The sequence below is a fragment of the Azospirillum sp. ST 5-10 genome (assembly GCF_051225715.1).
Classification (GTDB): domain Bacteria; phylum Pseudomonadota; class Alphaproteobacteria; order Azospirillales; family Azospirillaceae; genus Azospirillum.
The window spans coordinates 131,810-145,945 of the sequence record NZ_JBPJSP010000002.1 but is presented as its reverse complement, the minus strand read 5'-3'; the positions used below and the strand labels follow the sequence as shown (position 1 = coordinate 145,945).

Annotated in this window: 18 protein-coding genes; 5 read left to right on the top strand and 13 right to left on the bottom strand. The window is 73.0% G+C overall.

The annotated features are described in order from the left end of the window. Window positions 1-110: 110 nt before the first annotated feature. Window positions 111-344, bottom strand: a complete 234-nt coding sequence (locus ACSBPG_RS03045) for a hypothetical protein (protein ID WP_435535629.1) — start codon at window positions 342-344, stop codon at window positions 111-113. Between the two features lie 340 nt (window positions 345-684). On the opposite strand from ACSBPG_RS03045, the gene ACSBPG_RS03040 reads away from it, so the two are divergent. Continuing rightward, entirely contained in the window at window positions 685-1,614 is a 930-nt protein-coding gene (locus tag ACSBPG_RS03040) for an NAD-dependent epimerase/dehydratase family protein (RefSeq protein WP_435535628.1), read from the top strand. On the opposite strand, the gene ACSBPG_RS03035 is transcribed toward ACSBPG_RS03040, so the two are convergent. Both ACSBPG_RS03035 and ACSBPG_RS03030 read right to left on the bottom strand, forming a co-directional pair. Next, the gene (locus ACSBPG_RS03035) at window positions 1,589-2,044 is read right to left on the bottom strand and encodes a hydrogenase maturation protease (RefSeq protein ID WP_435535627.1); all 456 of its coding nucleotides are present in this window, start codon (window positions 2,042-2,044) and stop codon (window positions 1,589-1,591) included. The two genes, ACSBPG_RS03040 and ACSBPG_RS03035, sit on opposite strands and share 26 nt — an antisense overlap. Continuing rightward, window positions 2,029-2,922, bottom strand: coding sequence for a LysR substrate-binding domain-containing protein (locus ACSBPG_RS03030; RefSeq protein WP_435535626.1), 894 nt, complete (start codon window positions 2,920-2,922; stop codon window positions 2,029-2,031). The genes ACSBPG_RS03035 and ACSBPG_RS03030 overlap by 16 nt, the downstream gene beginning before the upstream one ends. Window positions 2,923-3,024: 102 nt before the next feature. Here ACSBPG_RS03030 and ACSBPG_RS03025 point away from each other — a divergent pair, with 102 nt between their 5' ends. After that, complete coding sequence (locus tag ACSBPG_RS03025; RefSeq protein WP_435535625.1) at window positions 3,025-3,924, top strand: DMT family transporter; 900 nt, start codon at window positions 3,025-3,027, stop codon at window positions 3,922-3,924. A 186-nt stretch (window positions 3,925-4,110) separates the two neighbouring features. Here the strand turns inward: ACSBPG_RS03025 and ACSBPG_RS03020 are convergent, their stop codons facing one another. Further along, the gene (locus ACSBPG_RS03020; protein WP_435535624.1) at window positions 4,111-4,581 is read right to left on the bottom strand and encodes an Lrp/AsnC family transcriptional regulator; all 471 of its coding nucleotides are present in this window, start codon (window positions 4,579-4,581) and stop codon (window positions 4,111-4,113) included. Between the two features lie 118 nt (window positions 4,582-4,699). Here ACSBPG_RS03020 and ACSBPG_RS03015 point away from each other — a divergent pair, with 118 nt between their 5' ends. Next, window positions 4,700-5,872, top strand: coding sequence for a PLP-dependent cysteine synthase family protein (locus ACSBPG_RS03015; RefSeq protein WP_435535623.1), 1,173 nt, complete (start codon window positions 4,700-4,702; stop codon window positions 5,870-5,872). On the opposite strand, the gene ACSBPG_RS03010 is transcribed toward ACSBPG_RS03015, so the two are convergent. The 6 genes from ACSBPG_RS03010 to ACSBPG_RS02985 form a co-directional block, all read right to left on the bottom strand. Further along, window positions 5,853-7,166 (bottom strand): Ni/Fe hydrogenase subunit alpha, encoded by a 1,314-nt coding sequence (locus tag ACSBPG_RS03010; RefSeq protein WP_435535622.1) that lies wholly within the window; start codon window positions 7,164-7,166, stop codon window positions 5,853-5,855. The two genes, ACSBPG_RS03015 and ACSBPG_RS03010, sit on opposite strands and share 20 nt — an antisense overlap. Next, the gene (locus ACSBPG_RS03005) at window positions 7,163-7,579 is read right to left on the bottom strand and encodes an endonuclease domain-containing protein (protein WP_435535621.1); all 417 of its coding nucleotides are present in this window, start codon (window positions 7,577-7,579) and stop codon (window positions 7,163-7,165) included. The genes ACSBPG_RS03010 and ACSBPG_RS03005 overlap by 4 nt, the downstream gene beginning before the upstream one ends. 130 nt (window positions 7,580-7,709) lie before the next feature. After that, the gene (locus ACSBPG_RS03000; protein WP_435535620.1) at window positions 7,710-8,513 is read right to left on the bottom strand and encodes an oxidoreductase; all 804 of its coding nucleotides are present in this window, start codon (window positions 8,511-8,513) and stop codon (window positions 7,710-7,712) included. Between the two features lie 2 nt (window positions 8,514-8,515). Next, the gene (locus tag ACSBPG_RS02995) at window positions 8,516-9,385 is read right to left on the bottom strand and encodes an FAD/NAD(P)-binding protein (RefSeq protein ID WP_435535619.1); all 870 of its coding nucleotides are present in this window, start codon (window positions 9,383-9,385) and stop codon (window positions 8,516-8,518) included. 11 nt (window positions 9,386-9,396) lie between these two features. Continuing rightward, window positions 9,397-9,879, bottom strand: coding sequence for a cyclic nucleotide-binding domain-containing protein (locus ACSBPG_RS02990; protein ID WP_435535618.1), 483 nt, complete (start codon window positions 9,877-9,879; stop codon window positions 9,397-9,399). Between the two features lie 21 nt (window positions 9,880-9,900). Further along, entirely contained in the window at window positions 9,901-11,100 is a 1,200-nt protein-coding gene (locus ACSBPG_RS02985; protein WP_435535617.1) for a 4Fe-4S dicluster domain-containing protein, read from the bottom strand. Between the two features lie 370 nt (window positions 11,101-11,470). On the opposite strand from ACSBPG_RS02985, the gene ACSBPG_RS02980 reads away from it, so the two are divergent. Then, window positions 11,471-11,881 (top strand): GIY-YIG nuclease family protein, encoded by a 411-nt coding sequence (locus tag ACSBPG_RS02980; RefSeq protein WP_435535616.1) that lies wholly within the window; start codon window positions 11,471-11,473, stop codon window positions 11,879-11,881. Here the strand turns inward: ACSBPG_RS02980 and ACSBPG_RS02975 are convergent. Together ACSBPG_RS02975 and ACSBPG_RS02970 are read right to left on the bottom strand one after the other, a co-directional pair. Then, window positions 11,854-12,072, bottom strand: coding sequence for a hypothetical protein (locus ACSBPG_RS02975; RefSeq protein WP_435535615.1), 219 nt, complete (start codon window positions 12,070-12,072; stop codon window positions 11,854-11,856). The genes ACSBPG_RS02980 and ACSBPG_RS02975 overlap by 28 nt on opposite strands. Window positions 12,073-12,130: 58 nt before the next feature. Next, complete coding sequence (locus ACSBPG_RS02970) at window positions 12,131-12,772, bottom strand: class I SAM-dependent methyltransferase (protein WP_435535614.1); 642 nt, start codon at window positions 12,770-12,772, stop codon at window positions 12,131-12,133. A gap of 88 nt (window positions 12,773-12,860) precedes the next feature. Here ACSBPG_RS02970 and ACSBPG_RS02965 point away from each other — a divergent pair, with 88 nt between their 5' ends. Next, window positions 12,861-13,238: a hypothetical protein gene (locus ACSBPG_RS02965; RefSeq protein WP_435535613.1), complete on the top strand. Its 378-nt coding sequence runs from the start codon at window positions 12,861-12,863 to the stop codon at window positions 13,236-13,238. A gap of 4 nt (window positions 13,239-13,242) precedes the next feature. Here ACSBPG_RS02965 and ACSBPG_RS02960 read toward each other — a convergent pair whose 3' ends face one another. Further along, window positions 13,243-14,031 carry a rhomboid family intramembrane serine protease gene (locus tag ACSBPG_RS02960; protein WP_435535612.1) on the bottom strand — a complete coding sequence of 263 codons (789 nt, stop codon included), beginning with the start codon at window positions 14,029-14,031 and terminating at the stop codon, window positions 13,243-13,245. Window positions 14,032-14,136 lie beyond the last annotated feature (105 nt).

Here is a 14,136-nt window from a genome sequence, read left to right as displayed (position 1 = left end):
ACCGTGGGAACACGCAAAAAGCCCACCGTGCGGCACGACGCCACTCGGAGAGGGTACTGGGGCCGTCAAGCTCGCTCCCTAGGCGCCGTCGGGACTCGACGGGCGCGGCGTCACACCACGATGTCGAGGAACATGCCGCGGCGGTAGTTGCGGGGAAGCGTCAGGAAGCCGTTGACGATCAGGTTGGCGAGCTGGCGGACGGTCGGGATGCGGCCGCCGCGGCCGCCGACCTCGCCGATCCGGGCGGCGCGGCCGCCGGGGCCGGCGGGCGCCAGCCGGCCGCCGCCCACGTCGGGGTGGATCGGTTCGTTGCTGCGGTCGCCGGTGCGTCGGGTGTCGATCATGCGCGGCATTTACCATAAAATCGGGTGTCGCCGCAAGACCGCGCCACGAGTCGAAAGTTATCCACCGCTCTGTTGGCAACCCGGTGGATAAGCCTGTTGAACCAGCGGCCCCGCCTGTCCGGTTGCGGCGTCGCCGCCGGGGTGGCCGCCGCTCCCCCGTTCGGCACCGTCCTTTGGAGACCTTCGGCGCGGCGCCTCGCCCATCGGAGGGACCGGGGAAGGAAAACGTCCTCCCCCGGGCAAGCCACGGGTAACGCCGAAGAAGATCTGGCGGGACCGCCACCCGCGGCCGATCTTGGCCGTTGTTGCGACGACGCAAGCGGCCTTCAGGAGAGACGGCATGGCGCACTATCTGGTCACCGGCGGCTGTGGCTTCATCGGCTCCCATCTCGCCGACCGGCTGCTCGCCGAGGGCCACGCCGTGACCATCCTCGACGACCTGTCGACGGGGCGTCTGGAGAACAAGCCGGTGGACGCCCGCCTGACGGTCGGTGACGTCGCCGACCCCGAGGCGGTGGCCGAGGCGAGCCGCGGCGTCGACGGGATCTTCCATCTCGCCGCCGTCGCCTCGGTGCAGCGGTCCCGGGAGCACTGGAGCGAGACCCACCGCACCAACCTGAGCGGCGCCGTGACCGTCTTCGACGCCGCCCGCACCGCCCGCTTCGGCGAGCCGGTGCCGGTGGTCTACGCCTCCTCCGCGGCGGTCTACGGCGACAATCCGGCGACCCCGCTCGCCGAGGACGCGGCGACCCGGCCGCTGTCGGCCTACGGCGCCGACAAGCTGGGCTGCGAGCTGCACGGCCGCGTCGCCTGGTCGATCCACGGCGTGCCGACGGTGGGCTTCCGCTTCTTCAACGTCTACGGGCCGCGCCAGGACCCGCAGTCGCCCTATTCCGGGGTCATCTCCATCTTCGCCCAGCGCATCGCCCGCTCCCAGGACATCGACGTCTTCGGCGACGGCGAGCAGGTGCGCGACTTCGTCTTCGTCCAGGACGTGGTCGACTATCTGACCATGGCGATGGCGCGCCGGCCGCGCGGCGCCGGCGTGTTCAACCTGTGCACCGGCCGCCCGACCTCGATCGCCATGCTCGCCACCGTGCTGGAGGAGCTGAGCGGGGTGCGTGTCGGGCGGCGCCATCATCCTCCGCGCGCCGGCGACATCCGCGTCTCCATCGGCGACCCGGCCCTGCTGCGCCGGACCTTCGGCACGGCCTGCCGCACCGGCCTGCTGGACGGGCTGGCGGCTACCCTGGACCGGGTGCCGGCGTGATCTCGGCGCGGACGCGGCGGACCACCTCGTCGACCGCGTCGGCCACCGCCGGGCTCAGCGCCAGGCCGAAGTCGAAGCGGGCGCCCTCGATGCCGTAGACGATCAGCGCCGGCGGCAGGCGGCCCAGGGCGCGCGCCGTCTCCACCGCCTCGGCCACGCCGAAGCGGTGGCTGGAGCAGCGCAGCAGGTCGCGCGGCAGCGGCGCCGCCAGCGCGTCGAGGCGCACCAGGGTGCCGGGGGCGCCGCCGGAGCGGGTGGCGTCGACCAGGACGACCCGCCCGGCGCCGTCCCAGGCGTCGATCAGCCCGGCTCCCTCGCCGGAGTGCTCGACCGCATCCAGCCCCAGCGCGGCCAGCCGGTCGGCCACCAGGGGCCCGACCCCGTCGTCGCTGCGGAAGCGGTTGCCGATGCCGATCACGCGGTCGGCCATGGCCCGTCCTCCCCGATCCCGTCCGGCGGTCCGGCCAGCGACCGCTTCAGCAGCCCGGCCACCAAGCCGACCGCGCCCTCGGGCGCCGCCGGGGCCAGCAGCGCCACCTCGCTGTCGGGCAGCGCCGGCAGCCCGTCGGCCGGACCGAGGACGCGCGCCGCCGCCGGCACCGACGAGCGGGCCAGCACCCCCACCCCCAATCCGGCCAGCACCGCCGCCTGGACGCCCGACAGGTTGGGGCTGCTGTAGGCGACCCGCCACGCCCGGCCGGCCGCCTCCAGCTCGTGGACGGCGCGGTGGCGGTAGACGCAGCCGAGCGGGAACAGGACCAGCGGCAGCGGGTCGGCACGGTGCGGCGGGTCGGCGGCGGCGGCGACCCAGCACAGCGGCTCCCGCCACACCGCGGTGGCGCCGGGGCGGCCGGGCTCCTGCTTCAGCAGGGCGAGATCGAGCTCCCCCGCCTCGAACCCGGCGCGCAGCCGCACGCTGATGTCGCAACAGACGTCGAGGCGGATGGTGCGGTTGCGCCGCGCGAAGGCCGAGAGCAGGCGCGGCAGCCGGTCGACGGCGTAGTCCTCCGGCACGCCCAGGCGCACCACCTCCACGGCCGCCCCGTCGCCCTTGAGGGCGGCGTGCGCCTCGTCGTTCAGGGTGAGCAGACGGCGGGCGTAGGTGAGCACCCGCTCCCCGTCGTCGGTCAGCGCCACCGACCGGGTGCCGCGGTCCAGCAGCACCAGCCCCAGCGACTCCTCCAGCCGCCGGACCTGCTGGCTGACGGTGGACTGGGTGCGGTGCACCCGCTCGCCGGCGCGGGTGAAGCCGCCGGTCTCCACCACCGAGACGAAGGTGCGCAACAGGGTCAGGTCCAGCTCGGTCATCACCGTCCATTCATAAATCGAATGAATCTCATCATAGCATTTCATTTCCCACTGGGGAAGCGGCTGTCTAGGGTGGCGGCGAACGCAGCGGTGGAGACGGCGATGACGGACGCGGTGGCGGGTGGAACGACGCGGCGGCGGACGGCCGCGCCGCTGTCCCTGGTGATCCCCTTCTGCCTGACCTGGAGCTCGGCCTTCGCGGTGGGCAAGATCGGGCTGGCGGACGCGCCGCCGCTGCTGTTCCTCGCCGTGCGCTTCCTGCTGGCCGGGGCGGTGCTGCTCGCCGCCGCCGCGGTGCGCGGCCATCTGGGCCGGCTGACGGGGCGCGGCTGGGCGGTGCTGGCGGTGCTCGGCGTGACCAACACCGCCCTCTATCTCGGCCTGACGTTCGGCGCCCTGACGATGGTCTCCTCGGGGGTGGTCGCCATCATCGTCAGTTCGGCCCCGGTGGCCGCCGCCGCCGCCGCCGCGCTGGTGCTGGGCGAGGCGCTGACGGGGCGGCGGATCGTCGGGCTGGCGCTGGGGGTGTTCGGGGTCGGCCTCGTCGTCCGCGGACGGCTGGGGACCGGCGCCGACGACCCCGTCGGCATCCTGCTGGCGCTGGGCGCCCTGCTGGCGCTGGCGGGCGGCGGCGTGCTCTACAAGCGCTTCGCCCCGGCCGCCGGGCTGCTGGTCAACGGCGGCGTCCAGACGCTGGCCGGCGGGCTGGCGCTGCTGCCGCTGGCCCTGGCCGTCGAGGACGTGGCCGCCGTCCGGCCCACGGCGTCCCTGGCGCTCGTCTTCGTCTACATGGTGCTGGGGGTGTCGCTGGGCGCCCAACTGCTGTGGTTCGCGCTCCTGGAGCGGACCACGGCCACCGCGGCCAGCGCCTACCATTTCCTGATGCCGCCGCTCGGCCTGCTGTTCGGCTGGGCGTTGCTGGGCGAATCGGTCCACCTGCCGGACCTGGTCGGCATCCTGCCGGTGGCCCTCGGAATCTGGCTGGTGACGGGGCGACGGTGAGCAGCGGCCGGCATCGCGGCCGCCCCCTGCCTATGGAATGATTTTCCCCATTTCGCGTCACTAAGGAAAAACCATTCCACCGCCGTCCGCTTTCCCCGCCAACAAAGGAACAAAAATCCAGGCCCGTCCCCGTACCATGAGGGAGTGCCTTGCGCCGGACCGTTCACCGCCGACGCCGCCGGCCGATCAGCCGGCGACGTAGCAGAGCGGGATCTCGGTCGTCGACTTCAACTCTTCCATGGCGAACATCGATGAGACGTCCTGCAACTCGATCCGCTCGATCAGCCGCTTGTAGACCGCGTCGTACGCCTTGATGTCGGGGATGACGATGCGCAGGAGGTAGTCGACGTCGCCGCTCAGACGGTAGAAATCGACGACCTCGGGGATGTCGGCGACGACGCGGCGGAAGGTTTCCAGCCATTCGGCGGAGTGTTTGCTGGTGCGGACGGCGACGAAGACGGTGACGTCGACGTTCAGCTTGGCGCGGTCCAGCAGCGCCACCCGGCGGCGGATGTAGCCGTCCTGCTCCAGCCGCTGCACCCGGCGCCAGCACGGCGTCGCCGACAGGCCGACCCGCTTCCCGAGGTCGGCCAGGGACAGGGTCGCGTCGCTCTGCAGCGCCGCCAGAATGCGGCGGTCGGTCGCGTCGATGGCCATGCCTCTCATCCCTCCATCCCCCGTTGGCAGCGATCAGTTTCCCCATCTTCGGCGACCGGCGCAAAGTTTTTCCAATCCATGGACGCCCGGCTCCGCCGCTTCTGGAAGATCACGGGACATGACCATTTCCACCGCCTCCGCCGTCGCCCCGCCGGAGACCGCGTTCCCGGCCTGGACCGGCGCCGCCGGCAGCGACCGCGCGTGGACCCGGCGCGCCATCGGCATCCTCGACGAGGAGGCCGGCCGCGCCGCCGAGACGCCGCTCGTGCGGCTGGCCGTGCCGGCGCTGCCCGGGCTCGACCTCTATCTGAAGGACGAATCGGCGCACCCCACGGGCAGCCTGAAGCACCGCCTCGCCCGTTCGCTGCTGCTGTTCGCCCTCTGCAACGGCCGCATCCACGAGGGGACGCCGGTGATCGAGGCGTCGTCGGGCTCGACCGCCGTGTCGGAGGCCTACTTCACGCGCCTCCTCGGCCTGCCCTTCCATGCGGTGATGCCGCGCGGCACCTCGCCGGAGAAGATCGCCGTCATCGAGCGGCACGGCGGGCACTGCCACCTCGTCGACCCGCCGGACACCATCTACGCCGCGGCGGCGGCGCTGGGCGAGCGCCTGGGGGGCGTCTATCTCGACCAGTTCACCTACGCCGAGCGGGCGACCGACTGGCGCTCCCACAACGTCGCCCAGGCCATCTTCGACCAGTTGCGCGGCGAGCGGCACCCCGTCCCCGCCTGGATCGTCATGAGCGCCGGCACCGGCGGCACGGCGGCGACCATCGGCCGCCACATCCGCTACCGCCGCCACGCCACCCGGCTGTGCGTCGCCGACGCCGAGCATTCCGTCTTCTACGACAGCTTCCGCAGCCGGTCCGCCGCCGTGACCGGCGCCCGGCCGTCGCGCATCGAGGGGATCGGCCGGCCCCGGGTCGAGCCGTCCTTCATCCCCGAGGTGGTGGACCACATGATCAAGGTCCCCGACGCGGCCTCGCTCGCCGCCATGAAGGTGCTGTCGCGCCGGCTCGGCCGGCGGGTCGGCGGCTCCACCGGCACCAACTTCTTCGGCCTGTGCTGCCTCGCCGCGCGGATGCGCGGGGCCGGCCGGGGCGGCTCGCTCGTCACCCTGCTGTGCGACGGCGGCGAGCGCTACGGCGGCACCTACTACGACGAGGGCTGGATGCGCGCGAGCGGCCTCGACACCGCGCCCTACGAGGACGCCCTCGACGGCTTCCTCGACGGTCTCCACGGCGGTCTTCAGGACGGCGTCCCGGCCGGCGTCAGTCCCGCTCCACCGTGAGATCGAGGAAATGGGTGGCGCAGGAGATGCAGGGATCGTAGTTGCGGATCGCCTGCTCGCAGCGCCACTTCAGGCGGTCGTCGGGAAGGTCGAGGTTGGCGGCCACCACGTCCCGCAGGTCGCGCTCGATCTGCTTCTGGTTCTGCGCGGTCGGCGGGACGATGCGGGCGGCGAGGATGCGCCCCTCGCCGTCCAGGTCGTAGCGGTGCCAGCAGATGCCGCGCGGCGCCTCGGTGCAGCCGGTGCCCCGGCCGGCGCGCACCGCGACCGGCGCGGCGGGCGGGTCCGGCTCCTCGTAGGCTTCGGCGAGCGCCAGCGCCTCCTCGCAGGCGTAGAGGGTCTCGACGGCGCGCACCAGGATGCTCTGGAAGGGATTGCGCACGACCCGGCCGAGGCCGGCCCCGGCGGCGGCCTCCCGGCACAGCGGCGAGAGCTGGTCGTGGTTGAGGGCGTAGCGGGCGAGCGGCCCGGTCATGTAGGGGCCGCTGCCGTCCTTCAGCACGCCGTGCAGGGCGTTGGAGTGGCGCACGTGCTCCTCGTCGAAATGCTCCTCGAACGCCGCCACGGCGATGTCGAGGCCGCGGTTGGAGACCAGCCGGCCGCGCTCGATCGCGTAGTCCTCGGGGTGGTGCAGGGCGACGAAGGTGTAGTCCTGCTCGAAGGCGGGGAAGTCGAGGCCGGCGAACAGCCGGATGGTGGCGAGGGAATCCTCGACGGCGCGCTTCAGCGGCTCGGCCAGCGCCCGGACCTCGGCCTTGCGCGGCGCCTTGTAGAAGCCGCCGACCCGGGTGTTGACGGGGTGGACGGCGCGCCCGCCGACGGTCTCGAGGATGCGGTTGCCCAGCTTCTTCAGGGCCAGCGCCCGCTCGACCACGCCGGGGTGGACGCGGGCGATCTGCAGGGCGTCCTCGAAGCCGAGGAAATCGGGGGCGTGCAGCAGGTAGGCGTGCAGCACGTGGCTCTCGATCCACTCGCCGCAGTACATCAGCCGCCGGGTGCGGCGGATCGCCTCGGAGACCGCCACCCCCAGCGCCTCCTCCATGGCGAGGCTGGCGCCCAGGAGGTAGGCGACGGGGCAGATGCCGCAGATGCGCGCGGTGATGTCGGGGGCGTCGGCATAGGCGCGCCCCTGCAGGAGCGCCTCGAAGAAGCGCGGCGGCTCGAAGATGCGGAACTTCACGTCGCGGACCGCGCCGTCCTTGACCCGGACGTACAGCGCCCCCTCGCCCTCGACCCGGGCGAGCGCGTCGACCTTGATGGTGCGGGTGGCGGTGGCGGCGTCGAGAGCGGTCATGGGGTCACCTCAACGGTTCCCTCCCCCGTCGAAGATGGGGGAGGGTCAGGGAGGGGGTCCGGCTCCGCCGCGCCGACGAGAACCGCGAGGACCGTCTCGGCGACGTAGTCCGGGTTGGCGAGAATGTCGGCGTTCCAGAAGCGCAGGATCCGCCATCCGGCGCGGCGCAGGTCCCGGTCGCAGCCGGCGTCGTGGGACGAGCCGTTGTGCTGGCCGCCGTCGGCCTCGACGGCAACCATCGCCTCCAGGCAGGCGAAATCGAGAATATAGGGTGGGGCCGGATGCTGCCGGCGAAACCGCCAGCCGCCGAGCCGGCGCCCCTTCAGCATGCGCCAGAGGGTCCGCTCGGCTTCCGTCGGCGTGGACCGGAGGATGCGGGCCTGCTGTCGAGTCGCGGCGGGGAGGTGCGCCATGGGTGCGGGCTCCCGGTCAGGGTGGTTGCGCCGGTCCCCCCTCCCGGCCTCCCCCCACTCACGCGGGGGGAGGAGATGAGCCCTCCCCCGCGCAGTGGGGGAGGGTTGGGTGGGGGTCGATCTTGAGATCTCATCCAGGGCGCTCGTCGTGCACGTCGCCTTCCTGGCGGAAGGCTTCGGCGTTGGCGGTGAAGGAGCGGAAGGCCATGGCGACGTCGCGGCGCGCCAAGCCGAGTTCGCCCATGCGGTGGGCGAGGCTCGCCGTGTTGGGCGAGTCCTGCGGGCCGAAGCAGGCGTAGCAGCCGCGCCCGACCCGCGGGCACAGGTTGCCGCAGCCGGCCTGGGTGACCGGGCCGAGGCACGGCGTGCCCTGCGCCACCATCACGCAGACGCTGCCGGCCATCTTGCACTCCACGCACTGGCTGTGCGCCGGCACCACCGCCTTGCGGCCGTTGAGATAGGCGTTCAGCACCTCGAGCAGCTGGAACCGGTCGATCGGGCAGCCGCGCAGCTCAAAGTCCACCGCCACGTGGTCCTGGATCGCCGTCGAGGTGGCCAGCGTGTCGATGTACTCGGGACGGGCGTAGACGGCGCGGGTGAAGGCCGCGACATCGCGGAAGTTGCGCATCGCCTGGATGCCGCCGGCGGTGGCGCAGGCGCCGATGGTGATCAGCACCTTCGACTGGCGGCGGATGCGGCGGATGCGGGCGGCGTCGTGGGGCGTGGTGATCGAGCCCTCGACCAGCGACACGTCGTAGGGGCCCTTGATCTCCATCCGCGTCGCCTCGAGGAAATAGGCGATCTCCACCGCCCCGGCGACCGCCAGCAGCTCGTCCTCGCAGTCGAGCAGGGAGAGCTGGCAGCCGTCGCACGACGAGAACTTCCACACCGCCAGCTTGGGCCGGGCCTGTTGGGCTTTGCGGATCTCGGCCATGGCTAGAGCTCCCAGACCGTGAGCAGCTTCTCCAGCGCGTCGTAGCGGTAGACCGGCCCGTCGCGGCAGACGAAGGTCGGCCCGAACTGGCAATGGCCGCAGAAGCCGACGGCGCACTTCATGTTGCGCTCCATGGACAGCCACACGCGCTCGCGCGCCGTGCCGCGCTCCACCAGGGCCTCGGCGGCGTAGCGCATCATCACCTCGGGTCCGCAGACGAAGGCGACGGCGTTGCGGCGGTCGAAGCCGCCGGCGCGGATCAGGTTGGTCACCACCCCGACCTTGCCGGCCCAGCTTCCGGTGACGCGGTCGACGGTGACGTGCACGGACACGTCGAAGCGCCCCCGCCACTGCTGCAGCTCGCGGGCGAACAGCATGTCCTCCGGCGTGCGGGCGCCGTAGAGGATCACCACGTTGCCGTGCTTCGCCCGCTCCGCCAGCACCCGGTAGATGGCCGGGCGCAGCGGCGCCAGGCCGACGCCGCCGGCGACGAAGACCACGTCCTGGCCCTGCGCGCTCGCCACCGGCCAGGCCGAGCCGAAGGGGCCGCGCACGCCGACGGTGGCGCCGGGGCCGAGGCGGCCCAGGGCTTCCGTCACCTTGCCGACGGAGCGGATGGTGTGCACCAGCGCCGCCGGGTCGGCGGGGTCGCCGGAGATGGAGATCGGCACCTCGCCCACGCCGAAGGCGTAGAGCATGTTGAACTGGCCGGGGAGGAAGGCGAAGGGACGGCCGTCCTCGGCCCGCAGCCACAGGGTGAAGGTGTCCGACAGCTCGCGCTTGACGCGCTGGACGACGAAGGGACGCGGGATCATCGGGTCGAGCGCGGCCGGCGGCGGCGCCACCGCGGGGGCGAGGAGGTCCATGGTCATCGGCCCCTCCCTTACAGCGCCGGCGCCTTGGGCGCGGCGTAGAGGTCCTGCAGCTGCAGGCGCGCCGCGGTGAGCCGCTCGGCCATCACCGGCACGAAGCGCTGCAGCAGCCGGTAGCCCAGCTCGTGGTTCTCCTCCATCTTGCCGCGCAGGCAGACGGCGTCGAGGCTGACGGCGCGCACCAGGGTCAGGGCGCGGGCGTCGAAGCTCCACCGGTAGGGCGCCACCAGCCACGACCAGCCGAGGATGTCGCCCTCGTGCAGGGTCTCCAGCGGCGCCTTGCCGCGGCCGGGGACGCCGATCTCCACCGACACGTCGCCGTGGCGCAGGATGTAGAAACGGTCGGCCGGCGCGCCGGCCCGCATGATCACCGTTCCCGCCCCGAACACCTCGTTGCGCGCACACCCCGCCAGCAGCGCCAGGGCGTCCGGCGCGAAGTCCCGGAAGAACGCGTGCTCCCGGAGCAGGCGGTCCAATCCCTCGACCTGGACCATCGTCACCTCCCCTTCTGGCGGTCATCCCCCCGTCCGGCCGGGCATGCCCGAGCCGCGGCCCGGATCGCGGCCGGAGTCGCGGATCGCGCGGGCCTCCTCGGTGATGTCGATGCCGACCGGGCACCAGGTGATGCAGCGCCCGCAGCCGGTGCAGCCCGAGCCGCCGAACTGGGCGTGCCAGGTCGACAGCTTGTGGGTGATCCACTGGCGGTAGCGCGAGCGCGTCTCGCGCCGCACGCTGCCGCCGTGGATGTAGGAGAAGTCGAGCGTGAAGCAGGAATCCCAGCGCCGCACCCGCTCGGCGCCGTTGCCCGACAGATCGGTCGTGTCCTCGACGGTGGAGCAGAAGCAGGTCGGGCAGACCATGGTGCAGTTGGCGCAGGAGAGGCAGCGCGCCGCCACGTGGTCCCAGCGCGGATGCTCCAGGTTGCCGGCCAGCAGCTCCGCCACGCCCGGCACCATCTCCCGGCCCATCCGGGTGCGGGCGCCGAGGATGGCGGCCTCGGCCCTCGCCAGGTCGCGGCTCTCGGCGCGCCGCCCCGGCAGCTTCGCCAGCATGGCCGCACCGCGCTCGCTGCCGGACTCCAGCAGGAAATCGTGGCGGCCGTCGCCGAGCAGCTCGGTGACCGCGAGGTCGTAGCCGGAATCGGCCTTGGGTCCGCCGTCCATGGAGACGCAGAAGCAGGTGCCGCCGGGCCGGCCGCAATTGACGGCGACGATGAAGGCGGCGGCGCGCCGGGCCGCGTAGCCCCGGTCGGTGTAGGAGCCGGCGCGGGACGAGGCGCCGGCGTCGGCCCCGAACACCCGGTCCTGCACGGCCATCGCCCGCACGTCGCACGGGCGCACGCCGAAGAAGGCGTAGCGCGGCGGCTCTCCGGCCGGCGGCGTCACCGCGAACCCGCCGCCCTCCCGCCGCTCGGCCGACCACAGCGTCTGGCGCGGCGGATAGAGCCAGCGCTTCCAGGCGTGCGGCCCGAGGGCGGCGCCGAACAGCGCGTCGTCCGGCCCGTCGACCAGCCGGTAGCGGCCGCCGTCCTGCTCGTCGATCAGGCCGACGGGGAGCGCGTCGGTCGAGTCCAGGGGGTCGAGGACGATCGCGCCGTCGCGCGCCTGCGGCCCGACGACCGTGTAGCCGTCGCCCCGCAGGGCCGCGATGAGGGAGTCGAGGCCGTTGCGGCCCACCACCATCCGTCGGTCGATCGGCGTGTCGTTGCGATCCATGGCCTCGTCTCCACGAAGCGACCCCGTGGACCGGAGTATACTCCGCCGAAACCAGCCGTTAAATGATTTCGCGTCGCAGCACCGACAGTTTGCCCCACACGCGGCAGAATGCCGCCCTGGGGCCGTCCGGAACCGATGTTCCCGGTGAAAACCACACACCCTCTTCATGGTCTCGACTGGACGGCGCGGGTCCGGCGGGGCTGCGAATGCTTTGCATTTGGCGGTCGGGACCCGCACGCACTTGCCCATGGCAGCCGGGAATCAGGAAGGGGCCCGCCGGACGCATGCTGGCGGATCGGCACGCCGGCGGTTATCCTGGGCCGTCATGGACGGGCCAAATCCCTGCGCTTTCCACGCCGCGGCGGCGACCGTGCCGGCCGTCCCCGGGGCCTATGTGCTGGCGATCCGCCTCGACACGGCGGTGCCGGTCGCCCTGCCCGGCCGGGCCGCGGCGGTGCTGCCGCCCGGACGCTATCTCTACTGCGGCAGCGCCCGCGGGCCGGGCGGCCTGCGGGCCCGCCTGGCCCGCCACATGCGCCGCGGCAAGGCGGTGCGCTGGCACGTCGACCGCCTCACCGAGGCGGGGACGGCGCTCGGCGCCTGGGTGTTCCCGGACGCCGACGAATGCGCGCTGGCGGCGGCGCTGGCCGCGCTGCCGCTGCCGCTGCCGGGCTTCGGCAGCAGCGACTGCGCGGTGTGCCGGAGCCATCTGCTGGCGTGGCCGGCGGGCACCGCGCTGCCGCCCGCCTTCGCTCAGCGCCCGGTCTTGCCGCCGCCGTAACCCTCGGCGTCGCGGCGGTCCTCCTCGACCTCGCGGGCCATCTCCTCGCCGATCTTCGGGTCGACCTTGCGCGCCTGCTTGGCCAGGTCGCGCGCCTTGTCCTGGTCGCCGGCGATGGCCTTGTCGATCGCCTTCTCGGCGAGGTCGTGCGCCTCGGCGTGCTCCGGGCTGCGTTCGTGCTTGCCGGCCATGCTCCAACCTCCTGCTCGCGGTTCGGGGAACGGTTCGTCCCCCGTCAACCGCGCGGGCTCAGAGCCGTTCCCCCGCGGCGGCCGCACGGCGGCATTGCAGGACGCTGAACAGGCCGAGCGGCGGCACCGTGTCGATCTCCTCCACCTCGACCGCGGAGCCGGACAGCAGGGCGTCGAGGGTGAAGTCGGGCCGCCAGCCGAGCTTGCGCGAGAAGGGGGCGAGCCCGCGCTCGACGCTGCGGCGCAGGCCGGGGCGGGTCTCGGCGAAATGGTTGACGATGACGATCTCGCCGCCGGGCCGGCACACCCGCTCCAGCTCGGCCAGGGTGCCCTGGGGATCGGGCACCACCGTCAGCACGTACATGGCGGCCACCACGTCGAAGCTGGCGTCGGCGAAGGCCAGCCGGCCGGCGTCCATCTCCAGCAGCCCCTCGACGTGGTCGAGCCCCTCGCGGCGCACGCGGCCCTGCGCCACCGCCAGCATCTCGCTGGAGAGGTCGATGCCGACGATGGACAGGTCGCGGCGGTACTCCGACAGGGAAATGCCGGTGCCGACCCCGACCTCCAGGACGCGGCGCCCGCCCCGGCGGTTGATCCGCGCCACCGCGGCGTGACGGCCCGATGCCAGCAGGCGGCCGAACACGTCGTCGTAGATGCGGGCGTAGCGCCGGTACGCGGACCGGATGGATTCGGTGTCCAAACTGTTCCTCCCTTCGTGCCCCGGCCCGCCGACGGCGGGCGATGGCGGGCGATTGCGCGCGACGGGATCAAACCTCATCTAGGAAGCCATGACCAGCACCGACGCTCCCATGACCGACCGACAGACCACGGACGAGCCGCGATCCGACCATCCCACGGCCAAGGCCGACCGCATGATCGACCGGCGCTTCGACCGCGCCGAGCGGCATCTGCCGGAGATCTTCCGGGCCTGGCTCGCGCACCTGCGCAAGCCGTCGGCCAGTTGGATCCGCATCCCCGTCGGCGTGCTGATGATGGTCGGCGGCCTGTTCTCGTTCCTGCCGGTTCTGGGGCTGTGGATGCTGCCGCTGGGGCTGCTGCTGCTGGCCCTCGACGTGGCGCTGCTGAAACGCCCCGCCGCCGTCATGGTGGTGGTGGGCGAGCGCCGCTGGCGCCGGCTGGCGAGCTGGTGGCGGCAGCGGCGCTGACCGCTCAGCCCCAGGGGCGGCGGCGGTCGCCGGCGTCCGGCACGCTGCCGCGGCGGCGCAGGGCGCTGGATGGCGGCAGGGTGGTGAAGGCGCGGCTGTGGGCGGGCTGCCACAGGCCGACGTCGCGGCGGCGGAAGAAAGGGATCAGCACCACCCCGGCGATGAAGCCGCCGACATGGGCCCAGAAGGCGACCCCGCCGCCGCCGGTCGGGGTGGCCATGCCGCTGAGGATCTGGCCGAGGAACCAGACGCCCAGCACGATCACCGCCGGCACGTTCACCAGGGTGACGAAGATGACGATCCACAGCAGCACCCGCACGTTGGCCCGCGGGTGCAGCACGAGATAGGCGCCGAGCACGCCGCCGATGGCGCCGCTGGCGCCGATCATCGGCACCTCCGACTGCGGCGCGGCCAGGCTCTGGGCGAGCGCCGCCGCGACCCCGCACAGCAGGTAGAACAGGACGAAGCGGCCGCGCCCCATGCTGTCCTCGACGTTGTTGCCGAAGATCCAGAGGTACAGCATGTTGCCGCCGAGGTGCAGGAAGCCGCCGTGCAGGAACAGCGAGGTGACCACCGTCGCCCAGGGCGGCACCGCCGCCACCTGCGGCGGCAGCTCGGCGTAGCCGAACAGCAGCGCCGGCACCAGCCCGTAGGAGAACACCGCCAGCGCCTCGGCGCGCGGCCCCAGCGTGAACTGCCAGGCGAACACCAGGACGCAGAGCGCGACGATGGCGAGCGTCACCGCCGGAAAGCGCCGGGTCGGGTTGTCGTCGTACAGGGGAAAGAAGAACATCGCCGGTCCTGCCTGGTGGTGTCGGACGCCACGGTCGAGCCCGAGCCTACCGCGGACGAACGCCGCCGCGAAGGCCGGTGTTCCGCACCGCAGCCGCCGCCCGCC

Bases quoted from the DNA above. Each gene is read 5' to 3' on its own strand.
- ACSBPG_RS03035 (WP_435535627.1), bottom strand. From the start codon at position 2,044: ATGGCCGACCGCGTGATCGGCATCGGCAACCGCTTCCGCAGCGACGAC.
- ACSBPG_RS02965 (WP_435535613.1), top strand. From the start codon at position 12,861: ATGACCAGCACCGACGCTCCCATGACCGACCGACAGACCACGGACGAG.
- ACSBPG_RS03015 (WP_435535623.1), top strand. From the start codon at position 4,700: ATGACCATTTCCACCGCCTCCGCCGTCGCCCCGCCGGAGACCGCGTTC.
- ACSBPG_RS03025 (WP_435535625.1), top strand. From the start codon at position 3,025: ATGACGGACGCGGTGGCGGGTGGAACGACGCGGCGGCGGACGGCCGCG.
- ACSBPG_RS03040 (WP_435535628.1), top strand. From the start codon at position 685: ATGGCGCACTATCTGGTCACCGGCGGCTGTGGCTTCATCGGCTCCCAT.
- ACSBPG_RS02985 (WP_435535617.1), bottom strand. From the start codon at position 11,100: ATGGATCGCAACGACACGCCGATCGACCGACGGATGGTGGTGGGCCGC.
- ACSBPG_RS02960 (WP_435535612.1), bottom strand. From the start codon at position 14,031: ATGTTCTTCTTTCCCCTGTACGACGACAACCCGACCCGGCGCTTTCCG.
- ACSBPG_RS02990 (WP_435535618.1), bottom strand. From the start codon at position 9,879: ATGGTCCAGGTCGAGGGATTGGACCGCCTGCTCCGGGAGCACGCGTTC.
- ACSBPG_RS03005 (WP_435535621.1), bottom strand. From the start codon at position 7,579: ATGGCGCACCTCCCCGCCGCGACTCGACAGCAGGCCCGCATCCTCCGG.
- ACSBPG_RS03045 (WP_435535629.1), bottom strand. From the start codon at position 344: ATGATCGACACCCGACGCACCGGCGACCGCAGCAACGAACCGATCCAC.
- ACSBPG_RS03010 (WP_435535622.1), bottom strand. From the start codon at position 7,166: ATGACCGCTCTCGACGCCGCCACCGCCACCCGCACCATCAAGGTCGAC.
- ACSBPG_RS02975 (WP_435535615.1), bottom strand. From the start codon at position 12,072: ATGGCCGGCAAGCACGAACGCAGCCCGGAGCACGCCGAGGCGCACGAC.
- ACSBPG_RS03000 (WP_435535620.1), bottom strand. From the start codon at position 8,513: ATGGCCGAGATCCGCAAAGCCCAACAGGCCCGGCCCAAGCTGGCGGTG.
- ACSBPG_RS02995 (WP_435535619.1), bottom strand. From the start codon at position 9,385: ATGACCATGGACCTCCTCGCCCCCGCGGTGGCGCCGCCGCCGGCCGCG.
- ACSBPG_RS03030 (WP_435535626.1), bottom strand. From the start codon at position 2,922: ATGACCGAGCTGGACCTGACCCTGTTGCGCACCTTCGTCTCGGTGGTG.
- ACSBPG_RS03020 (WP_435535624.1), bottom strand. From the start codon at position 4,581: ATGGCCATCGACGCGACCGACCGCCGCATTCTGGCGGCGCTGCAGAGC.